Below are 23,871 nucleotides of genomic sequence, written 5' to 3'. Positions count from 1 at the left end.
AGAGTAACAGATGAAGAAAGTATGGGGTATTGCCTTGCTTGGAAGTATGCTCCTTCTAGCAGGATGTAATGGAAACAAGGATGTAAAAGAATCAAAAGAAAAAGTAGAGCAGTCAACTGCTCAGTCAGAAGATATGAAAGCATATCGTGATGTGCATAAGAAATATGATGAGAAGATGAATAAAGAGTTAAATGAATCTCTGAAATTATGGGAAGAAGCAAAAGAAAAAGGTGGGAAAGCATTAGTTCACCCGAAGTTTAAAGAAGATGTACAAAAAGTAACAACAAGTATGCTAGAAGATATTGATCATGTTCGTAAAGAAATTCGTGTTCCGGAATCAAAAGAACAAGAACATAAGCTATATATTGGCTTCTTAGATGAAACAGAACAAGCAATAAAAAAGTTAGAGAAATTAGCGAAAGACGAAGATTCATCATTAATTCGTGATATTGAAGTCCACTTTTCAACAGCTTCAACGTACTATAAACGTTTTCAAAAAGAATTTCAAAAATAACCTTGCGATACGCAAGGTTATTTTTTCTTCTTTCCATCCCCATCTTCATCTTCGGCTACTAAGACCTTTTGTTCTTCATGAAATTCTGAAATTGTTTGGCCGGTCATGTTATCAAAGGGAGTATAGAAAGAAGTGATACTTTTCTTTTTTATAAATAATTTATAAAAGCCGATTAGAACTAAAATTACAATTGTTAACGGTAATCCTATAACAGCCATAAGTAAAGGATCCATCGTAAATCTCCTTTTTATATCTGGTTTAGAATACATGATTGTTTCTGAACCAAGTTTACGACATGCGAAAAAAATAAGCAAAAATAAAGAAGTAGGCAACCGCCTACTTCTTTATTTTATTTCCTTCTTATACTCTTTCTTCGTTCCATCTGAGAAAACAACTTCTAAATCAAATTTTTGATAGTCTTTGTCCAGTTGGAATACGTCTACCACTTGATCAATTACTTCTTGATCTGGAGTGTCTTTATCAAATTTTAACTTTTGAAGAAGAGGACCTAGTTTTGTTACAGCTTCATCACCTGTTAACTTTGCATCTGTTTTATGATCTTCAATTTTAGCTTCCATTTGTTTTTCATTTGCTTTATTTTTGTAGTCTGCTTCATAATCTTTTTTCGTATCTTGATAGTCAGTATCTAAACTGAATTCATTAAAACTAAGCTTTAAATCTTGCGTTGCTTCCTGCTTTGTTTCTTCAGTTGTTTTCTTGTTATCAGATGCTGCATTGTCCTGATTATTTGGAGTACAACCTGTCATTATGGGTACAAGCATAAGAGTTAATAAAATCGATAGTAAAATTCTCATTGTATATGCCTCCTTATTTTATCTTTCTATATAAGTTTTTCCCATTTTTATGTAATTATGTGTGTTTTGAATAAATTATTTCCTTTACCATACAAGATATTTCGCAATTTAAATCAAAAATAATTTGTATGTATATGGTAAATTTGGAGTGTAAGGAGGGGTTAAAATGTATGGAGAATATGAAGAGGTTATGAACAAGGCTGTTTTGTATATTGAAGAATATTTAAATGAAGAGCTTACAACAGAAAAAGTTGCTTCCTATAGCGCTATATCCATGTATCATTTTCATCGTATTTTTCAAAGTTATCTAGGAATGAGCGTTGCCGAATATGTGCGAAAAAGAAGGCTAACGCATGCGGCGCAAACATTAGTAATGACAGAAAGGCCAGTTCTTGATATTGCAATTCAATATGGTTTTTCTTCACAAGAAGCATTTACAAGGGCATTTAAACGTATGTTTCATTTGCCACCAAAAAGATATCGTACATATTTTCAATCGTTTTATATAGAAAGGGAGGGAATTTCAATGCAAAAAGGATTACCAAAAGGATGGGTATTAAGCGGAAGTCACCCTACAGAATACGAAATGGGATTAGATTATGAGACTGTTCATCAAGGAAGAGCATCAGCTTATATACAAGCGAGAGAAGGTGTTACACATGGCGGGTTTACAACGTTGATGCAAATGTTTAAAGCGGACAAATATAGGGGGACGCGTTTGCGTCTAACGGCTTTTATTAAAAGTGAGAATGTAAAAGATTGGGCAGGGCTGTGGATGCGTGTAGATGGAAAAGATACAGAGCCATTAGCAATGGATAATATGCAAAATCGCCCTATTAAAAATACAACAAACTGGCAGCCGTATTCAGTTGTTCTAGATATAAAAGAAGAAGCGCTTGGTATTGCATTTGGTATTTTATTATCAGGAAAAGGTTGTATATGGGCTGATAGCTTTCGATTAGATGAAGTGGATGAAAAAGTGCCTTCGACAGATCTAGCGGAAAACTTTTATGAGACTCTTTCTGGAGAACCTATAAATTTACAGTTTGAAGATATAGAAGAATAAGAAAAGGTGAGAAAAAACACATGTGGAAAATGATATTCTATTCGATATCGGAATTATTGAAATTAGAAACGTCTCTTTATTTCTTTATATGGTTTTTTGCGTTATTTGTAATGGGTGTACTGAGTGAAATGATAGAAGTAATAGGGAAAAGAAAACCAATTTTATCTTCTCTATTAAAGGCTAGTATAGAATGCTTTCTCGCATTAATAATCTGTATCGGCATTGGGATGCTATTATTTCGTATCATACATTTTATATTTCCAAGTCAAATTGAACCCTACGATATTATTTATGGAAGATGGCTAGCATTTCTTTCATTAACTTTATTTTCAATTATTGGTTTTTTAGTGAAAATCACAAAACAAAAGACAAGGATATGGTTGAAACCAACAGGAGTCATTGCTCAATTCGTCTTTTTTAGTATGAGTATATGGATAGCAATTACTATGTTTTATCCATCTTTACATATGAGTATGTTAGTGATGCTCTTATTTAGTTTTATATTAACTGTATTTCAGTTTTTCGTCTGTTTATACGAATATCGTTCTTAGTTATTTACAAAAAGTGGATTGACAATAATTAGAAAAGTTATATAATCTAAATGTAAGTGATCACTTGCATAAGGAAGAGAGGATTGTATGGTGCGCACAAAGACAGCAGAAAAAATTATTCAAGCAGCAATTGAGTTAGTGAAAGAAAAAGGATATAAAGCAGCGACAACAAAAGAAATCGCAATGCGTGCTGGCGTCAATGAAGTAACCATATTTCGTAATTTTAAAAATAAAAAGGGCATCATTGAAGCAGCTGTTTATGAATTTTCATATGTGCCGCATTTAAAACAGTTTTTACAAACAGAAATTGTGTGGGAATTAGAAACGGATTTGAAAAATTTAGCAAGGCACTATCATAAATTTTTGAATGAAGCGAAAGACATCATTTCTATCGGTATACGTGAAACAGGCGAATTTCCTGAATTAGATGATGAAATTTCTAAGATACCAAAAGGACTAAAAGAAGAATTGATGATTTATTTTGAAAAGATGCAGCAAAAGGGAAAAATTATTGATACAAATATTGAAGCACAAGTAATGAACTTCATATGGATTAATTTTGGTTATTTTCTATCCAAATTACGCTTTGAAAATCGACTTATAGAAATCAATGATGAGAATTTTATTGAAAATAATATAGTGTTATATGCTAGGGCGTTAAGACCCTAGTATTTATTGAAAATCGAATGCAAGTATGTACTTGCTTGCTAAAGGATGAGAAGATGGATACATTGAAAAAGTTTTTTAAAATACCAGGTACGTATGTAGGGATTGTAGTGGCATTGGCTTTCCAATTTATTTTCTTTTGCGTCTGGTTAACAGGATATGATGGAGTAAACGAAAGAGCGGATCAAATGAAAATTGCTATTGTGAATCAGGATACGAACATGGGAAGTAAAATGGCAGAAGGTTTACAGAAGAACTTACCTTTTCAAGTAACGAAAGAGAAGTCTATGGAAAAAGCAAAAGAAGAAATGGATGAACATGCATACGATATGGTTATTGAAATTCCTGCTTCTTTTTCAAAGGATATAAGTGAACAAGGAAAGACAGATTTAAACTTTCATATTAATCAGGCAAACGCTATGATGGCAAAGCAGATGATGGAAGGAGTCGCAAAACAAGTTCGTGATAATGTAAATAAAGAGGTATCAAGCTATAAACGGCAAGTAGTTGCTGGAAAATTACAAGCTGCGGGACCAGGAAGTGTAGAAGCAATAAAAGGATTAACAGAAGACTCAGTTGGATTTACGATTCATAAAGTGAATGATGCAAAAGGATTTTCTGTAAATATGGTACCGCTTATGATCGTGTTAGCTTCATTTGTAGGAGCCATGATTATGAGTATGGAGTTATCTAAAGTGGCAAAACAAGTAGGGGGAGATTGGAGCAATTTTCTTTCACGACAAGTGATTAACGGTATATTATCCATTCTACTTGCGTGCATTACAATTGGATTAATGAAAGGCTTTCAGGTTGAAGCTCAAGAAACGATAGGGAATGTATGGCTATTCCAAACCATTGTCTTTTTTGCTTTCCTATCATTAACTCAAATGTTCCTTACTTTATTCGGAAATGCAGGCATGTTATTTAATATTGTTTCCCTCTCATTACAACTTGTAAGTTCTGGTGTGATGGTACCGCATGCTATGTTATCAAAAACATATCAAACAATCGGTGAATTATTTCCTGCGACATATGCCGCGAATGGTTATTTTACGATAGTATTTGGCGGTGGGAATTTGAACAAGAATATTATTTCTCTATTATTTATAATTGTCATTACCCAAATGGTATCGCTAGTTGCTGTAGGGATATCAGTAATAGTAAAAGGGAAGAAACAATTAGTAAAAGAAGTATAAAGAAAAAGGAATCCTGTTGAAGGATTCCTTTTTCTTTTCATTGAAGCTTTCGCTAAAATGCCATTGTATAAGAGGTGTTTTACTTCTCAACTTTTGCCCATTTGTAGTTAAATTCGCCACCAAAATCAGTTGTTACAAGACCTTTCACATAAGAACATTGTAAGTAAGAACGACCTTGTTGGTATAAAGGAGCAACAGCGGCATCCTTCAATAAGATCTTCTCAGCTTGTTTCAATGCTTCCCAACGAGCTTTTTCATCACCAGCTAAATCAGTTTTTACTTTATGAATTAACTCATCGTATCCTTTGTTAGAGTATTTATCAAAGTTATAAGCACTATCTGTTGTAAATAGGTCTAAGAATGAAATTGGATCTGCAAAATCAGGACCCCATCCGTCAATTCCAATTTCGTAATCACCACTTAGTAATAATTTTAATTGTTGTTTACGAGGTTGAGGTTTTAATTTAATTGTTAAGCCATCAAGATTTTTCTCAAGTTCACCTTTTAAATATTCGCCAGTTTTTTGTGCGATAGAATTGTCACTTGTTAATAGCTCAATTGTTACTTTATCAATTCCTAATTCTTGTTTTGCTTTTTTCCAATTTTCTTTTGCTAATTTTACGTCGTCTTTCACTAATGGACCGTTTTCTTCGCGGAAGTATTTTCCGTCAGGACTTTTTGCAAATTTAGCAGGAACAAAGCCTTCAGCAGGAATAGCACCGTTATTTAAAATTGTATTTACGTACGCTTTTTTGTTCATTGCTTGGCTAATAGCATGTCGAGCATTTGTATTTTGTAATACTGCATTCTTTTGATTTAAGCGTAAAAATTGAACTCCTACTTCAGCACGTTCTTTAAAGTTTGGATCTTGCTTATATTTATCAACAAATGATTCTGTTAGAGCAACACGATCGATTTGCTTGGATTCATATAAGTTTACTGCTGTTGATTTTTCTTTCAGGATATTGAAGTTAATTTCTTCTAGATTAACTGTTTTTGTGTCCCAGTAATTTGGGTTTTTCTTAAACTTAAAGCTTTGTTCATGTTTCCAATCCTCTAATGTGAAGGCGCCGTTATAAATTAAATGATTTGTTTCTAAAGCGTATTGATTCCCTTGAGCTTTAAAGTATTCTTCATTAATAGGTAAAAATGTTGTGAACGTTGTTAGGCTTAAGAAATAAGGAACAGGTTGTTCTAATTGAACTTCTAATGTTTTATCATCAATAGCTTTCACTCCTAGTTGATCAGGAGTAAGCTCTTTCTTATTTACTTGCTTTGCATTTTTAATATCGAATAATAAAAATGCATATTCAGCAGCTGTATCAGGATTCACAGCACGTTGCCATGCGAAGACGAAATCTTTCGCTGTAACAGGTGTACCGTTTGACCACTTTGCATCGCGAAGGTGGAATGTATACTTTGTTTTATCTGGGCTAACGTCATAAGATTCAGCAACCCCAGGAACAGGTTTATTATCTTCGCCAAGGTTATATAAACCTTCAAAAACATTTCTTAGTACAATTCCAGATTCACCATCTGTAGATTTAGCAGAATCCATAGTTGGAATTTCAGAAGCGAATGGGAAGTTTAATACTTGCTTATCTGGTGCTTTATCATTTGCTTTTGCATTACTTGTATTCTCTTTATTTCCCCCACAAGCAGTTAATAATAAACTTGCTCCAAGAACCGATGCGACAACTGGTACAACTTTTTTCTTCATCCTTTTTTCCTCCCTAAATGTGTTGTTCATAACGTCATAATTTGTATGTCTTAAAGCATGATGTGAGGAAGAAAAAAAGAATAACCTATTTATTCTATCTATTTATAGGTGATTTAGTTTTCTATATGTATATACATGTAGAGGTGCGATCTCTTGTCATATCTCGCAAGCTAGTAGACATTACAATTTGAATAATGAAATATTTTATTTCTTTGATTATTTAGAATATTAACACTGGTAAGAATGGTATGTCAACGAAAAAAATAGCAAGTTCACTTTTTTGATATATTATTTCACAAAAAAACAAACCCTCTTAGTTAAGGAGGGTCTGTTTTTGTATTCTACTATTTGTGTTTCGTTTTATTTTTCAATTTTAGCCCATTTGAAATTAAGTGGTCCCGCAAAATCAACTTCAACTACTCCTTTTACATAAGAACGTTCTAAGTATGTTGTTCCATTTTGATAAAGAGGAGAGATAACGGCATCTTTAAATAAGATTTTTTCTGCTTGTTTTAAAGCTTCCCAACGTGCTTTTTCATCACCAGCTAAGTCGGTTTTAACTTTTTGGATTAAGTCATCAAATTCCTTGTTGGAATAGTGATCTAAGTTGTATGAGTTATCAGTTGAAAATAACTCTAAGAATGTAATTGGATCAGCAAAATCCGGGCTCCATCCGTCAATAGCGATCTCATAATTTCCTTGTAGTAATAATGTGACTTGTTGTTTACGTGGTTGAGGCTTAACATTTACTGTTAATCCTTCTAAATTTTTCTCTAGTTGTTCTTTTAAATATTCACCTGTTTTTCTAGGTAGATCGCCATCACTTGTTAATAATTCAATTGAAATTTTATCAGATCCTAATTCTTGTTTTGCTTGTTTCCAAAATTGTTGCGCTTCTTTTGTATTTTCTTTTGTTAAATTACCATTCTCTTCACGGAAGTCTTTCCCATTTGGCCCTTTGGCGAAATTTTTTGGCACTAGAGAATAGGAAGGTAGAGAGCCATCATTTAAAAGCACATTTACAAATGCTTTCTTATCTATCGATTTATCGATTGCTTGACGAACATTTATATTTTGTAATGTTTTATTTTTCTGGTTCATACGTACGAATTGTACCCCAACATCTGGTCGTTCTTTAAAGTTACTATCTTTGCGATATTTATCAACAAGATCAGATGTTAAAGTAAGTCGATCAATTTGTTTTGATTCATATAAATTAACAGCTGTTGAATGATCTTTGACAACATTAAAATTAATTTCTTCAAGTTTCACATTATCCTTATCCCAATAGTTGGTATTTTTCTTAAACTTAAAGCTTTGTTCATGTTTCCAATCACTTAATGTAAAGGCACCGTTATAAAGAATCGTGTTATCCTCTAATGCATATTTATCACCTTGTGATTTGAAGAATGCTTCATTAATTGGTAAGAATGTTGGAAATGCCGTTAAACTAATAAAGTATGGAACAGGGCGCTCTAATTCAACTTCAAAGGTGTGGTCATCGATTGCTTTTACACCGAGCTGATCAGCCGGAAGTTCTTTACTATTAATCTTTTTTGCATTTTTTATATCAAAGAATAAAAATGCATATTCAGAAGCAGTTGCTGGGTCAACTGCACGTTGCCAAGCAAAGACGAAATCTTTTGCTGTAACAGGAGTGCCGTTTGACCATTTCGAATCTCGTAAATGGAACGTATATTTTGTTTTATCAGAACTTACGTCATGAGATTTTGCCACACCAGGAACAGGCTTATTTCCTTCACCGAGGTTATATAAACCTTCAAATACATTTCTCATTACTTGACCAGAGTCAGTATCTGTAGCACGTGCAGTGTCCATTGTACGAATCTCTGTACCAGTGGCTAAGTTCAATACTTGTTTATCAGGAGCTTTATCCTTTGCTTTTGCTCCACTTGCTTCGTCTTTATAGCTACCGCATCCTGTTAATAAAATACTTGCTCCTAAAACAGATGCCACAGCAGGTACAAATTTCTTTTTCATGTAAAATTCCTCCCTAAAATTGTTTGGTTATTCAAAAAGAGTGATGAACAATTTATGAGGGAAAGAAAAACTCCCTCTTTTCTTATCGAGAAAGAGGGAGTTTTGTTTACAAGGCATGTACCTGTATATAAACGAAGTCCCTCATTCTATCTTTCAAGCATAATGCTTGCAGGAAGTGGCACAGTATTCAAAGTGAACCTGTTGCCGAGGTTTCAAAGGGCCAGTCCCTCCACCTCTCTTGATACAATGAGTAAACAATTTGTATTAATTTTTCGTTTCTTTGATTATTCAAAATCTTACACCTAGGCGAATGAACTGTCAATAAAATGAAATATAGTTTAAATTTTCAGTTTTCTAGGTGCGGTATAAAAAGAAGAGTCACTGTGCAATTACACAGTGACTCTCATTTTAAAAATCGAAATTATCAGGGTCTGGACCAACACGATGATTTTCATTTAATGATTGAATTGCCTTCATATCTTCAGCGTTTAATTCAAAATCAAAGATGTTTGCATTTTCGATAATACGATGTTCTTTAATTGATTTAGGAATTGTTACAACTTCATTTTGTAGATCCCAGCGTAAAATGATTTGTGCTGTTGATTTGTTATATTTTGTAGCAATTTCTTGCAATGTTGAATGGTCAAGTAATTGACCTTGCATTAATGGTGACCATGCTTCTAGTTGAATAGTATGCTCTTTACAGAAAGAGTGAAGTTCTCCTTGTGTTAAGCGTGGATGATATTCAACTTGATTAATCATCGGTTTAATTTCAGCGATTTCTAGAACATCTTGTAAGTGGTGGATTTGGAAATTGCTGACACCAATAGCACGAACACGACCGTCTTTATAAAGTTTCTCTAATGCTTTCCATGTTTCTGTATATTTTCCTTTTACAGGCCAGTGCACTAAGTATAGATCTAAGTATTCCAAGCCTAATTTTTGTAATGTTGATTCGAAAGCCTGTAATGTTGATTCATAGCCTTGATCACTATTCCATACTTTTGATGTGATGAATAATTCTTCACGTGAAACTCCACATTCACGAATTGCCTGTCCAACGCCAACTTCATTTTTATACACTGCAGCTGTATCGATGCTGCGGTATCCGTTTTTAATAGCTGTTTTTACAGAATCAACTACCTGTGTACCATCTTCAACTTTAAAAACACCTAAACCAAACCAAGGCATTTTTACACCATTATGTAATGTTGTGCAATCTTTTAAGCTTGTTACTGTCATATTAATTCCCCCTAGCTTTTTTATTTGTTGCTTCAATTGCTTGGTGAATCATCTTTGAAAAATTATATTCATATAAAACTTTTAAACCTTCTGCTGTTGAGCCACCTGGTGTTGTCACTTGTTCACGAAGCATAGCTGGATCTTGTTCTTGCTCGAGCATAGCAGCGGAGCCAGCGAGCATTTGAATAACAAGGTGTTTGGCTGTTGCTTCATCGATTCCATAGCTTTTTGTTGCTTCAATTAACCCTTCAGCAAAGTGGTAAAGGAAGGCAGGTGCACTTCCAGTAACAGCGGTCAGTTGATGAACTTCTTCTTCCGTGCATAGCTGTGCTGTACCAATTCCCTTTAAGAGTAGTTGCAGTGTTTCTTGATGTTCATCATTTACGAAATGCCCTATTGTATATAGAGAAATAGACTTTCCAATTGTTGCAGCTGTATTTGGCATAATCCAGGCAACAGGTGTACCTTGAGGAAGTTTTTCTTCTAAATACGATGGACCAATTCCTGCAGCAACCGTTACAACAAACTGATGGGTTAGAAGAGGTGATAATTCTGCTAATAACTCTTCATGTGCAGCTGGTGGCATCGCTAAAACAATGGTATCTGCATTTCTAATATGCTTCTTCCAATCATTTGTAATTGAGATATCATATTTTTCTTCTAATTGTTTGAGTTTCTCTATGTTACTTCGATTGGATACAATAATTTCTTCGATGTATTCATTACTTGTTTTGAGCAGTCCGGCGAAGATCGCTTCCGCCATACGACCGGCACCAATAAATAAAATTCTATTTTTCTTTGGCATATCCTTTATTCCTTCCTGCTTAGAATATGTTATAAAAACGATAACATTTTGGAGAGATTTTTGTAAAAAGAAAAGCCTTATAAAGAGATTTTAATCATTCATAATAGGAAACCCCCAAAGCGGATGTGCTTCGGGGGTTTGATTCATAGCTTGTGTAATTATGCTTTTGTCATACCAAGTAGAACAGCACCGCCGATAATTAGAACACTACCTAGTGCAATAAATATCATTTGACGCCTTGTTTTCTTTTCGCCTAAGAAGACAATTGCACCGAATGTAGAGATAACGATACCAGTTTGAGATAATGGGAAACTTGTTGCTACTCCAACCTTTGGTAAAGAAAGAAGTAAGAATAAGTTACCTGTTCCCCAAAGTAGACCAGATAAAGCATTACGAATTGCATATTTGTTAAATGGCTTATGTTTAGACGTCAGTACAACTGCACCAACAAACATACCGACTGCTTGTGGTAAAATAGCAGACCAACCATCGATATTGTACCAACGAATAATAATTACATATACAAGGTAGCCGAAAGTAGAAACAATTAAAGTTAAAAGTCCTTTTTTCAATTGTCCTGGCGGCTGTGCATTTTCTTTATCATCTAATGAAGTGAAGACAACGCCGACTACAATTAAAAGGATTGCAATCGTTCCCATAATGATCGTAGTAGTAGTAGTCCACTCACGGAAAGCGATAACGCCAAAGATAGAAGTTGCAACAAGTTGCATCCCAGTTGAAATTGTTACAGTTGTAGAAACACCTAGCTTTTCAACGGTTTTTAATTGGTTAGCTTGTCCTAAAGCCCAGAATAAACCTGAAATAAAACCGACAATTAAGATTGTCATAGTTAAAGCTGGTTGAGTAAATACATACATAATTGTTGCAAAGAATAAAGCACCGATTGTCATACCTAACGTTTGGCTATATGCACCGCCGCCCATTTTTACGCTTACTAATAAAATGTTCCCCCATGCAATTGCAGGAAGAAGCGCTAATAAAATGTCCATTACAAGACTCCCTTCGTATTGTTATGTTAATATAATCAAAATCGTTCTAACGATCGGTAATTCCCCACATGAAATGTAGGAGATTACCGATCGTTAAAACATGATGAAGAATTCACAGTATAAATGCGTTTTCATTTCTTCATTTTTTCAAACACCTAAATATAATAACAGGAAAGTGCCCTTTTTAGAAAGTAAATTCAAATAGAATGTATATTTTTATAAATATTAAAATTCTGTTATTTTACCAAAATAAAAAAGACCTCAATTTGAGGTCTTTTTTTAAAGGGGGTTGGGGAAATAAAGTTACTTAGCTCTTTTTAACGAATGGGAAGAGGGGGGACAACCTCATTCCCATCGGCTTTACTTTATGACTTAATTATATGAAACACGGGCAATAATAACTATCGAATTAGCTTACAGTAGGATTACAATTTTGTAAGGTAGAAATAAATTGTTTCATTCTACAAAACAATTTATTTTTCGGGAAATAAAAAGCAGCTTTTGTCGAAAGCTGCTTTAAGAAGTAGTGATTCTTTTATTAATCAGTTGAATGCACAATAAGAAAATGAGTGACATACCGACTGTTATGATGACTAGTGTCCAAGCAAGATCCATATTACTTGCATCAATTGCCATATAAATAGCCGTTGGAATCGTTTGGGTTTTGCCCGGAATGTTACCAGCAAACATAAGGGTTGCTCCAAACTCACCAAGTGCGCGTACAAAGCTTAAAATCATTCCGCTAAGTAGCGCAGGAAATGCAAGTGGTAGTGTGACGTGTAAAAAGACTTGATATTCACTTGCTCCAAGATCGCGGGCACCATCTTCAATTTGCTTGTTTGCAATAGAAAACCCTGTCTTTGCTGATTGATACATCAGTGGGAATGAAACGACTGTTGAAGCGATGACAGCTGCCCATGATGTAAACATAATAGAGTGTTGAAATAATGATTCGATCCACTTTCCAACAGGGCTGTTATTCCCAAAAATAATAATGAGAAAGAACCCAATAACAGTTGGCGGAAGTACCATCGGTAACAGAAAAATAGTTTCTAATAACACTTTATAACGCCATGAGGAGCGAGCTAATACTCGTCCGATAACTGTGCCAAAAATCATAACAATAATGGTGGCGAGTGCAGCTACTCGTAAGGAAAGAAAAACAGGCGACCAAAGTGTATCAAATGTCATAGTAGTTACGATAGGATTGTAAATCCATATTTTTTAAAGATAGATTGTGCATCTTTTGACTGTAAATATTCATAAAATGAAGTCGCCTCTTTCTTATGCTTTGATTCTTTTATAACGCCTACAGGATAATGAATCGGTTCATGAGAATTAGCAGGTGCTGCATTTGTAATTTTTACTTTGTCTGAAATAAGAGCATCTGTTTTGTATACAATGCCAGCGTCTACATTACCTGTTTCTACATATGTTAACACTTGGCGGACGTCTTTTGTTAATACGATTTTGTTTTGAAGGTCGTTCCATAAGTTTTCATGTGTAAGAGAAGCTTTTGCATATTTTCCAGCTGGGACAGATTCAGGTGTACCAATTGCTAGTTTCTTCACTTTTTCTTCCTTCAATTCTTGAAATGTTTTAATGGAGCTTTCTTTTGGAACGACTAAAACGAGTTCATTTCCAAGAAGGTTTTTCCCCTCTTTTTCATTAATAAATCCTTTTTTGACAAGCGTTTGAAATTTATCTTCTGCTGCAGAGAAGAATAAATCAGCAGGAGCACCTTGTTCAATTTGTTGCTGAAGTGCACCAGAACCGCCAAAGTTAAAGGAAAGTTTTATATTTGGTTCTTTTTGTTTATATTGTTTTTCAATTTCTTTGAAAGCATCTTGTAAACTGGCAGCTGCAGATATTGTAAGTTCAACTGTTTTTTCTTCTTTTGCGTTTGTCTGGTCCTTCTTCGTTTCGTTCGTACATGCCACGCTAAAAACAAGAAGGAAAGAGAGCATAAGTACCCCAATGTACCGTAATGTGAATTTGTTCATGCGTATAATCCCCTTTCTTTATATCCTATTTAATTATAACTAATTATATCTAATTATATCTAATTATAAATAGTTATAATTAGATATAATGTGAAATAAATCACTTTTTGAAAAAATAGGAGAAATTTTCTTTCTTTGTTACAATGAAAAGAGAAAGTGAGGAATCGTCTATGGATCATCATTCCTACACAACGGAAGAGGTAGCAAATCGACTAAAAGTCTCAAAGTTAACAGTGTATGATTTAATTAAAAAAGGTGAACTGCCTTCTTACAGGGTTGGTAGACAAATGCGCATTGATGCGGTGGACTTAGAACAATATATTAAACAAATGAAAACAGGGAAAGTACAGACTGCTTCTATGAAAATAGAAGAGAAGAATAGAGAATCTTCCTGTGTAATTAGTGGACAAGAACTAACATTAGATATGCTAGCAAAACATCTTGAAAGACTTTTACCAGGTCCTAGTATGCTGCGGGCTTATCAGGGGAGTTTAATGAGTTTAATTAAAATGTCTCAAGGAGAAGGAAGTATCGTTAGTTTACATTTGTTTGATGGCGATACAAGAGAATATAACATTCCATATGTAAAACGGATTTTAGTTGGACAACCATGTATTGTGATGAACTTATTAGCAAGAAATGTTGGGTTTTATGTACAAAAAGGAAATCCAAAAGAAATACAAACGTGGGCTGACCTGAATCATTCATCTATTCAATTTGTGAATCGTGACAAAGGATCCGGAATTCGTGTACTAGTAGATGAGCAGGTGAGAATTCAAAATTTGGCGAAAGCAACTATTCGAGGTTATGATTCGGAAGAGTCGAATCATCTTGGTGTTGCTTCGCAGATTGCTAACGGGAAAGCTGATGTTGGCGTAGGGGCAGAAAAGATAGCACAAATTGTGAATGTAGATTTTATTCCACTTATGAAAGAACAATATGACTTGGTAATTTTAAAAAATAAAGAAAACGAACAACTTATTGAAGCAGTAAAAGAAATATTGCAATCGACAGAATTTCAAAATGAACTGCGAGCAATTGGTGGGTACGATATAAGTAAAACAGGTCAAATTATATATGAAACGAATTGAAAAAGCTGCTTGTCTTATAGACGAGCAGCTTTTTCTCTATATAAAGGGGTTAGGGGAAACAATTTTATAAGACAAGACCTTGAGCAAGTGCGTAAATAAAAGCTGTAAGAAGAGCCGAGCCACTTGCAAGTCCGATAAAGTCAAATTTGTTAAAAGTAATATTGTTCATAGTTATCTCTCCTTATTTGCTTAAAGTGGTAGCAACCGCTTTTGCATCGATTAGAGCAGATAGCACCATGCCCATTGTATTTAGAAATTTGTTTGTTTTCATTTTGTTCATCATGCGTATCCGCTCCTTTTCGAATTGTTGTTGCCCTTGTTTCTGTCTTAATTATATGAAATGTGGGCAGGAGTAACTATCGAATTAGCTTACGGGAGGATTACAGTTTTGTAAGAAAAAAAGAAATTCGTGTAAGAGTGTCTCTTAAAGCATATTGATATGATGGTGCTCTTCAATTGTCTTTAAAAAACTCTTCATTGAGTTGGTCAGATAGGTATCTTTCCGCCGTATAAAGACTGTTGAAATGCTCCCATATTTTTCAGGAATCGGGTGGCAGTGAACTTTGCCTATAGTAGAAAGGTGCTTAACAGCGGATTCTGGAACAAGAGTAATCCCAAGCCCTAATGCAACGCTGTTTAAAATCGTTTCTAGTATGTTAAATTCCATAATTCTTTTTGGAAGCAATCCTTCATCTTTGAGCCAGCGTTCTAGTTTGGAACGATAGCCGCATCCTTGGTTAAAGACAAGAAGTGGTGTTGTAATAAACTCCTCTATATGAAAAGCTTTATTTTTTGTGACAAGAACAAGCTTTTCAGTACAAACATCGTATTGTTCTAATAGTGGGTGTTTAATGGGTCCTGATATGAAAGCACCATCTAATTGATGATCAATTACTTTTCTCATAAGTTTCTCTGTTAAACCAGCTTGTAGCGATAAATCGACGTTTGGGTACTTTTTGTAGTAAGAAGATAGGATGGTAGGTAATGTACTTACTGTTTCGACTGTACCGATTTTTAAAATACCAGATGGTACACTGCTATCTAAAAAGACTTGTTTTAGTTCATCGACATCTTGCAAAATTTTATTGACGTAAGTGAGCATCTTTCTTCCTTCTGCAGTTAATGTCATACCTCGTTTATGTCGATAAAAGAGCGGTGTTTTCAATTCATTTTCTAGTTGTTTAATACGAGCTGTCACGTTAGACTGCACATAATTTAATTCCTTTGCGGCATTGCTAACACTTCCATAATCGGCAACACTTTGGAAAATTTGTAAATCTCGTAGTTCCATTCCGCATTCCCCCTTGTTGTCAAATATCATTATAAGTGATAGATAGCATCATTTTGAATCATTTTACGTGATATATTTTTTCTTTTACAATTCTCATTGTGCAATGCAGCGAGAATTACATAGAAACGGGGGATTACGGTGAGAAAAGGTCAAATGATAATAGGTGCACTGGCATGTTTAATTGCAAGCATGTCATGGGGAGCGATGTTTCCAGTTGCAGATCATGCACTAGAGTATATAGATCCATTTTACTTTTCGTTTATTCGTTATGGGGCAGTAGCGATAGTATTAGTTTTATTATTATTGATGAAAGAAGGCAAGCAGGCATTTCGTTTAGAAGGGAAAGGGAAGCTACTCGTCTTCTTCGGAACGATGGCGTTTACTGTATATAATGTGCTTATTTTCTTAGGTCAAATGTTGATGGGGAAACCTGGCGTTATGGTAGCGTCTATTATGGAGGCGCTTATGCCGATGATTTCAATTGGTATTCTATGGGGATATAAGCAGATAAAGCCGAAGAAGTACATGATGACAAGTATGGTTATTGCTTTTATTGGAGCTGTTTTTGTGATTACAAAAGGTGATATGAGTTTCTTCCTTACATTGAAAGATAATCTATTTTCGTTAGTATTTATTTTTATTGGTGTTGTGGGATGGGTAATCTACACGATGGGTGGCCAATCATTTAGTGGCTGGTCGACACTTCGCTATTCTACATTGACATGTGTATTTGGTACCGCTGTAACAGGTGTTATAACGATGAGCATTACACTGTTAGGGTATGTGCCAGTACCGAGCACGGAAACGATTTCTATCGTCAAGTACGATTTATTATTTATGATGACATTACCAGGTATTGTAGCGCTACTTGCTTGGAACTACGGTGTGAAAATTTTATCATCTATTAATGGGATTTTATTTATTAACTTTGTGCCCATTACTACATTGGTCATTATGATGATGCAAGGGTATAAAATAACAACTTTTGATATAGTAGGAACATTACTTGTTATTACAGCTCTTATTCGAAATAACGTATGTCAGCGTAAAGAAGAAACCAAGAATAAGAACATTTTACAAGAGGAGCCGTTGCGCCGAGCTGTCTAATAGATAATGCAGTTGGAGGATTTTTTATATGTTAGAGAGTCTATTGTTTTTCTTTGCGATTGGAATTGCCTGTGAGCTGGCAGCGATTAATCGAAATGGTCGTAAGAAGATAAAACAACAAGCAGAAATGATACAGCTTTTAAAAGAATTACATAAAAAAAAGCATCATAAGAAAGACGACCGGGCATAGACGGTCGTCTTTCTATTACTATCTATATAAAGGGGAAAGGGGACACAAAGTTAAATGAGCGTAGTAGCATAAATGAAAGCTGTAAGAAGAGCTGAGCCACTAGCTAGTCCGATAAAATCTAATTTGTTAAAAGTAATGTTGTTCATCATAATCTCTCCTTACTTGTTTAATGAAGTAGCAACTGATTTCGCATCGATCAGAGCAGACAACACCATACTCATTGTATTTACGAATTTGTTTGATTTCATTTTGTTCATCATGTGTATCCGCTCCTTTTCGAATAGTTGTTTGTTACTTTCTGACTTAATTGTACGAAATGTAGAGAGAAGTAACTATCGAATTAGCTTACAGTAAGATTACACTTTTGTAAGAATCAAATTTTAAAAATTAATACTTAATTTTATTACCAACTACTAAAAGTTAGTGTTATAATTGTTTTAAAGATATGATTAAACTTTGGATTTTTAGAAGGGAACGAAACGAATGTATAAACTAATTACATTTTTGTTGAAATATATATTTAAGATTTTTGGGAAAGTGGAAGTACAAGGGAAAGAAAATTTACCTGAAGGTGGACCATATGTTGTTGCTTGTACACATACGAGCTTTATGGATGTTTTAATGTTAGCGGCTGGGATGTACCCAACGGAAATTCATTATATGGCGAAAAAAGAACTGTTTGGAAGTAAGTTTACAAATTGGTTCTTTAAGAATGTGAATGCTTTTCCGGTAGATCGTGCAAATCCAGGACCAAGTACACTGAAAATCCCATCTCGTTTATTAAAAGATGGTAAGGTAGTAGGGATTTTTCCAAGTGGGACGAGATCGACAGAGGGTGCTTCTTTGAAAGCAGGAGCTGTTACGATTGCGATGCGTTCTAATGTTCCTTTAATACCAGCAGCTTATGTTGGACCATCGAGTGTAAAAGAATTAATTAAGGGAAAAAGAGCACAATTAATTTTTGGTAATCCGATTCAAGTAGAAGCAGGAGAGACAGTAGATCGAAAAACAGCAATGAAAATGATGACAGATCGATTGAACGAAACATTCGAAGAACTAACAGAAACATTACAAAGAAATAACAAGTAGGAAAAGACGACCGGGCATAGACGGTCGTCTTTTCTAATTACTATTTATATAAAGGGGAAGGGGACACAAAATTATAGAAGCGTAGCAGCATAAATGAAAGCTGTAAGAAGAGCTGAGCCACTAGCTAGTCCAATAAAATCTAATTTGTTAAAAGTAATGTTGTTCATAGTTAATCTTTCCTTACTTGTTTAATGAATGAGCAACTGATTTTGCGTCGACAAGAGCGGATAACACCATGCTCATTGTATTTACGAATTTGTTTGATTTCATTTTGTTCATCATGTGTATCCGCTCCTTTTCGAATGATTGCTTGTTACTTTCTGACTTAATTGTACGAAATGTAGAGAGAAGTAACTATCGAATTAGCTTACAGAAGGATTACACTTTTGTAAGAAAACGATACGGAGCTGTAATGTTAGGTATATTTGACACAGACTCATGGAATTCATTAAGTTAAAGGGAGAGGTGAACATATGGCTAATATTAAAGATATTGCAAAGCTAGCTGGTGTTTCCGTTACGACTGTTTCACGAGTGTTGAATGACCATCCATACGTAAGTGAGAAAAAACGGCAAGCAGTTCTAGAAGTAGTGGAGAAATTGAATTACTCACAAAATGCAAATGCGGTTCATTTATCAAAAGGAAAAACGAATATTGTTGGTGTGATTTTGCCCTATATTGACCATCCGCATTTCGATAGGATTGTTGGAGGAGTTATGGAAGGGGCATTAGCTCATAATTACCGAGTTCTTCTTTGTCAAACAAATTATAACAAGCGAGAAGAAAGAGAAAGTTTACATATGTTGAAAACAAAACAACTAGACGGTATTATAATTTGTTCACGTGCGAATGATTGGGATGTAATTAAGCACTATGCTTCTTATGGAACGATTATTGCCTGTGAAGAGACTGACGTTTTTGGCATATCCAGCGTATATATAAATCATTTTGGGGCTTTTCAATTAGGGATGAATTATTTGATCAAGAAAGGCTACAAAAAAATTGGATATTGCACAGGGAGGAAGCAAGGAGCTAGTAGTAAAAAGCGATTTGAGGCCTATAAGCAAGCCTTACAACTGATAGATGAAGAAATTATCGAAAAGCGAATCTTTACGGAATGCTTTACATTAGAAGATGGTGTGAGGGTCGCACATAAGTTAAAAGAGATGGAGAATTCTCCTGAAGCGTTGTTAGTAGCTGGAGATGAAGTTGCTATTGGAATTATGACAGAAGCTAAAAGGTTAGGCATAAATGTTCCGCAGGATTTGGCGATTATTGGTTTTGATAATCAACCCATTTCCCAAGTGTTACAAATCACCACAATTGATCAACATGTGAAAGAGATTGGTAAAAGTGCCTTTGAACTATTTTATAAACAAATAAGCAATGATGATCGGAAACAAGAAAAAGTGGAAATTCCCTATAAGTTGGTAGAACGCTCTACGGTGTAGTTGAAATCCGTTATGTGTAATGACACATAACGGATTATTTTTTTGAAAAATGTTTTGACTGGGAACGCGTTTCATACTTTATAACTGATTTACACCGGTTATGTAGTAATCCATGGATTCTTTTCAAGTGTTATGACAATGAATTGAATTTGGGGGAATATTCATGAAAAAACTATTATTGAATGTTAAAGAGTATTTAGAATCTGATGAACAAATTTTATCTTTTGTGGTAGGAATATTTGAGAAAGATAACTTCACCATTTCATATCAACAAGGTATATTTGTTGCTACTAATAAGCGAATTCTTTTTTATGGGAAATGCCTGTATTATCCTATAACATATGAAGAATATTCATATTGTTGCATAGATGACATAGAAATGTTTCCGCAGTTAGTGTTTATCTATAATAGTGAGGTTTTGATGGCTAAGTATATTCAGGCAGGGAACGTGAAGAAGTTTGTTGATGCTGTTAGAGCGAACTTGAATAACTAAACAGACGTTTATGTAAACATAATTATATAAATGTTATAAGAAAAAAGAGTGTGGTAAAAACTATTTCTATGCCTCTGTAAGATAGTGATACAATGTCAAATGGAGGGAGGTTACAACTTATGTTTAATCAACGAATGAAAGAAATTGCATTAATTACAATTGGTTCATTATTATTTGCGATTGGTATTAACTATTTTGCGATTCCAAATCGTTTATCGGAAGGTGGAATCATCGGTTTAACAGTCGTCACCTATTATTTATTTGGATGGTCACCAGGGATTATGAACTTTGTATTCAATGCGGTTCTATTAGCTATTGGTTATAAATTTTTTGATAAAAAAACGATGGTTTACACAATCCTTGGTATTGTAGAAACCTCTTTGTTTTTATATGCTACAGAACACATTGGACACAGGGTAAATAGCGATACGTTATTAGCAGCTTTATTTGCTGGGGTGTTTGTTGGTATTGGATTAGGCTGTATGTTCCGAGCGGGAGGTACGTCTGGAGGGTCAGCAATTTTAGCGCAATTAGCGAATCAATATTTAGGGTGGAGCGTTGGAAAAGGTGTTCTTATTATTGATATTGTTGTAATTGTAGGATCGGTATTTATCATTGGACAAGAAAAAGCAATGTATACGCTCGTTGCAGTATTTGTCGGAGCAAAAGTAATCGACTTTATTGTGGAAGGAATTAATACGAAAACAGCAGTTACAATTATATCAAGTCAACCAGATTTAATTCGTGAAACGATTACGAAACATATGACACGCGGTGTGACTGTCTTAGAAGGACGCGGTGGCTATACTGGGAAAAATAAAGAAGTACTATATGTCGTAATTAATAAGCAAGAGCTTGTGAAATTAAAACAAGTAATCAGTAACGTGGATGAAGATGCGTTTGTTGTTATTCATGACGTACGAGATGTACTTGGCGGTGGTTTTAAAGCAAGCTAAAAAGATGAACGAGGGATTCGTTCATCTTTTTTATTTTATAATTTGAGGAAGAATCTTCATTAGTTTTTCTTTTATTCGTTTTGCAAAGGATGGGCTTTTACCCGAAGTGGATATGCTTATAACATATTCATCACTGCGAATAACTGCGGGGGTATGAAAGGATGATTTTTTTCCATCACTTACAACATTCACCCATTGGAAATCGTGCGCAGCTTGTTTGACCATCATATTTATATCGTGATGATTTGTTGCCGCATAGATGAGGTGTGCACCTTTAATATCTTCTTCTGAAAATGGTTTTTGTTTCCACATAATGTAGGAAAGAGACTCCATTTCTTCACAAATATTTGGGCTCACCACAGTGACAAAAGCTCCTGTATTTTTTAATCCAGCCGCCTTTCGATATGCAATTTTTCCACCACCTATAATTACAACCGTTTTGCCCTCAAGATTACACATAATAGGATAGATGTTATGCATGTACATGTTCCTCCATTCGCTCTAATAAAGCGGACTTCATATAGGAATCAAATTGAAGACAGTTACAAGTTGTAGCGTTTGCGTATTTTTCTGCATACCGACTTATTTTTTGAAGTAATAAACCGGTGAAGAGCAGGTAAGGCATGACATATACATGCCTTGCGTGTGCTGCCTTTTCATTGAGTTCATCAGGAAAAGAAGGTGTTCCCTTTGTTAAGAAGGAGCAGGAAACTGGCAAGGAAAGCCTTTGCTCGACAGCTGCTCCAATTTGTTTTAATTCATGTATAGGTTGAGAATCGCTGCTACCACGACCGACAAGTAAGATTTCACTATTTTGCATTGGCATAGCTTCACGTATTCGTTTTACGACAAGTTCAATCATAAGCGGATGCGTACTAAAAGGTGGTACAACTGAAAATGCAATGTGTGGATAGAGCTTTTTTATTTTTTCAATTTCAAAAGGGACATCACATTTATAATGGGCTGCTGCAAATAATAAAACAGGGACAATTAAAACCTCAGTCGCACCGTCTCGGATGGCTTCTACAATTGCGTCTTGTACAGTCGGTGTGGTTAGTTCAAGAAATCCAATTTTTTGGATGCTTTCGCTTCGTTCTTTTATAACGGACCTAACAAAGTGAATGAACTGTTCGTTGCCTTCTTGTAATCGGCTACCATGTCCAATATAAACGATACCTTTCACCCTGCCACCACTTCTTTCTCATCGATGATAGCTTGCAGCTGAGTATCGATATTATGGAATCCGACTTTATTTGCATATTGCAGAGTTGGTTCGTCGGCATATGAGAATGGTAAATGAAGAATATCCATGAACCCGAGGCGATTTACTTCTGTTATAAAAGTATCAATTGCAGCACGTCCTTCGAATACAATACTATCCCATTTGAATTCAGTCAGTGTACGTGTATGAACTTCATCAAAACGATGATCAATTTGATATTCATGCGTCATAATATGAGAACCCGCACCTATTTTTTCTTGAATGATGGCAATGCGGTTAATATTTCGTCCTAAGTAAATAGTTGTTTCGGTAGAGAATCTTGCTGATTCGCTTAATAATCCATACTGCATAAGTGCTTTTTGAGTAGTACGATTCATATGTTGTAGTGTTGCTTGTAAGGAGCGAATATCTTTTTGATGCTGCGCACATGATTGTAATAAGATTGCTACACTTTCAGGTGAACAGAAAACAAGGCGCTCGGCTTTAAATATTTCACAGAGTTGATCGGATGTTAACTGATATTCCTGCTTTTTGAAAGTTGGTATTTGATATATTTCTGCTCCATTTGTTTGTAACTTTCGTGCTAGTATACTTGTTTTGTTTGTTGCAGAGGCAAATAAAACTTTTTTTCCGTGTAGTGATTTGCGTTCTTGCCAAGCAATTTGTTTACGTAAAGATACAACCTCACCAACAATTGTCATCGAAGGATTTGAAATATGTTCTTTCTTTACAGAATCAACGATTGTGGACAATGTACCTGTAACAACTCGTTGTTTTCCCGTTGTACCCCATTCAATGACTGCTACTGGTGTATCTTTTTTTCTTCCTGTTTCCAATAAATTTTCGCAAATTACTGGCAAGTTTTTAATGCCCATGTAAAAGGCAATTGTATCGCTGTTTAAGAGGGCGCTGTAATTGACTTGGTCGCTAATGGCTCCTTTGGTATGACCAGTTAACAAAGTTACACTATTACTATAGGTGCGATGGGTAAGAGGGATGCCGGCATACGCACTAGCGGCAATACTAGATGTAATACCTGGAACGATTTCATATAGAATATTTTCCATTGCTAAAGCTGCAGCTTCTTCACCAACGCGCCCAAAAATAGAGGGATCTCCGCCTTTTAAGCGGACGACAATTTTACCTTCTTTGGCAGACTGAATTAAATGCGCGTTAATCATTTCTTGTCGCATAATATGATTTGTTGGCATTTTCCCGCAGTAAACGAGTTCGCATGTTGGCTTTGTATAGCGAAGTAAATTTTGATTCAATAAGCGGTCATATAAAACAACATCTGCTTTTTTTAGGCAATCTATTGCTTTTTTTGTAATAAGTTCTTCATCACCAGGCCCTGCACCAACTAAATATACGTATCCGTTCATCTCTACACCT

General features: G+C 34.9%; 28 protein-coding genes and 1 riboswitch. Of the genes, 12 read left to right on the top strand and 16 right to left on the bottom strand.

Annotation, left to right across the window (positions count from 1 at the left end):
• Positions 1–10: 10 nt before the first annotated feature.
• A complete protein-coding gene (locus tag AAIE21_RS23125; protein ID WP_343268923.1) occupies positions 11–514 on the top strand; it encodes a hypothetical protein in 504 nt (167 codons plus the stop codon).
• 17 nt (positions 515–531) lie between these two features.
• On the opposite strand, the gene AAIE21_RS23120 is transcribed toward AAIE21_RS23125, so the two are convergent.
• A complete protein-coding gene (locus tag AAIE21_RS23120; protein WP_343268922.1) occupies positions 532–747 on the bottom strand; it encodes a DUF3951 domain-containing protein in 216 nt (71 codons plus the stop codon).
• A gap of 111 nt (positions 748–858) precedes the next feature.
• On the bottom strand, positions 859–1,329 hold the full coding sequence (locus AAIE21_RS23115) for a YusW family protein (RefSeq protein WP_343268921.1): 471 nt from the start codon (positions 1,327–1,329) through the stop codon (positions 859–861).
• Positions 1,330–1,495: 166 nt separating this feature from the next.
• Here AAIE21_RS23115 and AAIE21_RS23110 point away from each other — a divergent pair, with 166 nt between their 5' ends.
• The 4 genes from AAIE21_RS23110 (at position 1,496) to AAIE21_RS23095 (ending at position 4,808) form a co-directional block, all read left to right on the top strand.
• Positions 1,496–2,395, top strand: a complete 900-nt coding sequence (locus AAIE21_RS23110) for a helix-turn-helix transcriptional regulator (RefSeq protein WP_343268919.1) — start codon at positions 1,496–1,498, stop codon at positions 2,393–2,395.
• A gap of 20 nt (positions 2,396–2,415) precedes the next feature.
• Positions 2,416–2,946, top strand: coding sequence for a hypothetical protein (locus tag AAIE21_RS23105; protein WP_343268918.1), 531 nt, complete (start codon positions 2,416–2,418; stop codon positions 2,944–2,946).
• Between the two features lie 87 nt (positions 2,947–3,033).
• Positions 3,034–3,615, top strand: coding sequence for a TetR/AcrR family transcriptional regulator (locus AAIE21_RS23100; RefSeq protein ID WP_343268917.1), 582 nt, complete (start codon positions 3,034–3,036; stop codon positions 3,613–3,615).
• A 53-nt stretch (positions 3,616–3,668) separates the two neighbouring features.
• The gene (locus tag AAIE21_RS23095) at positions 3,669–4,808 is read left to right on the top strand and encodes a YhgE/Pip domain-containing protein (protein ID WP_343268916.1); all 1,140 of its coding nucleotides are present in this window, start codon (positions 3,669–3,671) and stop codon (positions 4,806–4,808) included.
• Between the two features lie 79 nt (positions 4,809–4,887).
• Here the strand turns inward: AAIE21_RS23095 and AAIE21_RS23090 are convergent, their stop codons facing one another.
• From AAIE21_RS23090 to modA, 7 genes are all read right to left on the bottom strand, one after another.
• Complete coding sequence (locus AAIE21_RS23090; protein ID WP_343268915.1) at positions 4,888–6,528, bottom strand: peptide ABC transporter substrate-binding protein; 1,641 nt, start codon at positions 6,526–6,528, stop codon at positions 4,888–4,890.
• Between the two features lie 360 nt (positions 6,529–6,888).
• On the bottom strand, positions 6,889–8,529 hold the full coding sequence (locus AAIE21_RS23085; protein ID WP_343268914.1) for a peptide ABC transporter substrate-binding protein: 1,641 nt from the start codon (positions 8,527–8,529) through the stop codon (positions 6,889–6,891).
• A 143-nt stretch (positions 8,530–8,672) separates the two neighbouring features.
• A riboswitch (SAM riboswitch) is annotated at positions 8,673–8,777 on the bottom strand.
• A gap of 160 nt (positions 8,778–8,937) precedes the next feature.
• Entirely contained in the window at positions 8,938–9,771 is an 834-nt protein-coding gene (locus AAIE21_RS23080) for an aldo/keto reductase (RefSeq protein ID WP_343268913.1), read from the bottom strand.
• A gap of 1 nt (position 9,772) precedes the next feature.
• Positions 9,773–10,576: a pyrroline-5-carboxylate reductase gene (gene proC / locus AAIE21_RS23075; protein WP_343268912.1), complete on the bottom strand. Its 804-nt coding sequence runs from the start codon at positions 10,574–10,576 to the stop codon at positions 9,773–9,775.
• A gap of 158 nt (positions 10,577–10,734) precedes the next feature.
• Positions 10,735–11,586 (bottom strand): GRP family sugar transporter, encoded by an 852-nt coding sequence (locus AAIE21_RS23070; protein ID WP_343268911.1) that lies wholly within the window; start codon positions 11,584–11,586, stop codon positions 10,735–10,737.
• A 516-nt stretch (positions 11,587–12,102) separates the two neighbouring features.
• Positions 12,103–12,777: a molybdate ABC transporter permease subunit gene (modB, locus tag AAIE21_RS23065; RefSeq protein ID WP_343268909.1), complete on the bottom strand. Its 675-nt coding sequence runs from the start codon at positions 12,775–12,777 to the stop codon at positions 12,103–12,105.
• A 5-nt stretch (positions 12,778–12,782) separates the two neighbouring features.
• The gene (modA, locus tag AAIE21_RS23060; protein ID WP_343268908.1) at positions 12,783–13,589 is read right to left on the bottom strand and encodes a molybdate ABC transporter substrate-binding protein; all 807 of its coding nucleotides are present in this window, start codon (positions 13,587–13,589) and stop codon (positions 12,783–12,785) included.
• Between the two features lie 143 nt (positions 13,590–13,732).
• Here modA and AAIE21_RS23055 point away from each other — a divergent pair, with 143 nt between their 5' ends.
• The gene (locus tag AAIE21_RS23055) at positions 13,733–14,680 is read left to right on the top strand and encodes a substrate-binding domain-containing protein (RefSeq protein WP_343268907.1); all 948 of its coding nucleotides are present in this window, start codon (positions 13,733–13,735) and stop codon (positions 14,678–14,680) included.
• A 64-nt stretch (positions 14,681–14,744) separates the two neighbouring features.
• Here the strand turns inward: AAIE21_RS23055 and AAIE21_RS23050 are convergent, their stop codons facing one another.
• Positions 14,745–14,849: a DUF3948 family protein gene (locus AAIE21_RS23050; RefSeq protein WP_174102597.1), complete on the bottom strand. Its 105-nt coding sequence runs from the start codon at positions 14,847–14,849 to the stop codon at positions 14,745–14,747.
• A gap of 255 nt (positions 14,850–15,104) precedes the next feature.
• A complete protein-coding gene (locus AAIE21_RS23045) occupies positions 15,105–15,971 on the bottom strand; it encodes a LysR family transcriptional regulator (protein ID WP_343268905.1) in 867 nt (288 codons plus the stop codon).
• Between the two features lie 138 nt (positions 15,972–16,109).
• On the opposite strand from AAIE21_RS23045, the gene AAIE21_RS23040 reads away from it, so the two are divergent.
• Both AAIE21_RS23040 and AAIE21_RS23035 read left to right on the top strand, forming a co-directional pair.
• Positions 16,110–17,078 (top strand): DMT family transporter, encoded by a 969-nt coding sequence (locus AAIE21_RS23040; RefSeq protein WP_343268904.1) that lies wholly within the window; start codon positions 16,110–16,112, stop codon positions 17,076–17,078.
• 28 nt (positions 17,079–17,106) lie between these two features.
• Complete coding sequence (locus AAIE21_RS23035) at positions 17,107–17,268, top strand: YrzO family protein (protein ID WP_343268903.1); 162 nt, start codon at positions 17,107–17,109, stop codon at positions 17,266–17,268.
• A 50-nt stretch (positions 17,269–17,318) separates the two neighbouring features.
• Here the strand turns inward: AAIE21_RS23035 and AAIE21_RS23030 are convergent, their stop codons facing one another.
• A complete protein-coding gene (locus tag AAIE21_RS23030) occupies positions 17,319–17,414 on the bottom strand; it encodes a DUF3948 family protein (RefSeq protein WP_343268902.1) in 96 nt (31 codons plus the stop codon).
• A gap of 337 nt (positions 17,415–17,751) precedes the next feature.
• Here AAIE21_RS23030 and AAIE21_RS23025 point away from each other — a divergent pair, with 337 nt between their 5' ends.
• Entirely contained in the window at positions 17,752–18,357 is a 606-nt protein-coding gene (locus AAIE21_RS23025) for a lysophospholipid acyltransferase family protein (protein WP_343268900.1), read from the top strand.
• Positions 18,358–18,428: 71 nt separating this feature from the next.
• Here the strand turns inward: AAIE21_RS23025 and AAIE21_RS23020 are convergent, their stop codons facing one another.
• The gene (locus AAIE21_RS23020) at positions 18,429–18,524 is read right to left on the bottom strand and encodes a DUF3948 family protein (protein WP_018767156.1); all 96 of its coding nucleotides are present in this window, start codon (positions 18,522–18,524) and stop codon (positions 18,429–18,431) included.
• Between the two features lie 306 nt (positions 18,525–18,830).
• On the opposite strand from AAIE21_RS23020, the gene AAIE21_RS23015 reads away from it, so the two are divergent.
• The 3 genes from AAIE21_RS23015 (at position 18,831) to AAIE21_RS23005 (ending at position 21,257) form a co-directional block, all read left to right on the top strand.
• A complete protein-coding gene (locus AAIE21_RS23015) occupies positions 18,831–19,808 on the top strand; it encodes a LacI family DNA-binding transcriptional regulator (protein WP_174102604.1) in 978 nt (325 codons plus the stop codon).
• Positions 19,809–19,971: 163 nt separating this feature from the next.
• Positions 19,972–20,301, top strand: a complete 330-nt coding sequence (locus AAIE21_RS23010; protein WP_343268899.1) for a PH domain-containing protein — start codon at positions 19,972–19,974, stop codon at positions 20,299–20,301.
• Between the two features lie 119 nt (positions 20,302–20,420).
• Positions 20,421–21,257 (top strand): YitT family protein, encoded by an 837-nt coding sequence (locus tag AAIE21_RS23005; protein ID WP_336453762.1) that lies wholly within the window; start codon positions 20,421–20,423, stop codon positions 21,255–21,257.
• 30 nt (positions 21,258–21,287) lie between these two features.
• Here the strand turns inward: AAIE21_RS23005 and AAIE21_RS23000 are convergent, their stop codons facing one another.
• Genes AAIE21_RS23000 through AAIE21_RS22990 form a run of 3 tightly spaced genes read right to left on the bottom strand, consistent with a single transcriptional unit; the run spans position 21,288 to position 23,861 of the window.
• Positions 21,288–21,737: a precorrin-2 dehydrogenase gene (locus tag AAIE21_RS23000; protein WP_343268898.1), complete on the bottom strand. Its 450-nt coding sequence runs from the start codon at positions 21,735–21,737 to the stop codon at positions 21,288–21,290.
• A complete protein-coding gene (locus tag AAIE21_RS22995; protein WP_343268897.1) occupies positions 21,730–22,440 on the bottom strand; it encodes a sirohydrochlorin chelatase in 711 nt (236 codons plus the stop codon). Before AAIE21_RS22995 ends, AAIE21_RS23000 begins: the two co-directional genes overlap by 8 nt.
• On the bottom strand, positions 22,437–23,861 hold the full coding sequence (locus AAIE21_RS22990; RefSeq protein WP_343268896.1) for a uroporphyrin-III C-methyltransferase: 1,425 nt from the start codon (positions 23,859–23,861) through the stop codon (positions 22,437–22,439). Before AAIE21_RS22990 ends, AAIE21_RS22995 begins: the two co-directional genes overlap by 4 nt.
• Positions 23,862–23,871 lie beyond the last annotated feature (10 nt).

Origin of the sequence: Paenibacillus sp. 102 (assembly GCF_039549175.1) — a bacterium.
Taxonomy (GTDB): Bacteria; Bacillota; Bacilli; order Bacillales; family Bacillaceae_G; genus Bacillus_A.
The sequence above is the reverse complement of the archived record's forward strand: the minus strand, read 5'-3'. Positions and strand labels throughout refer to the sequence as shown.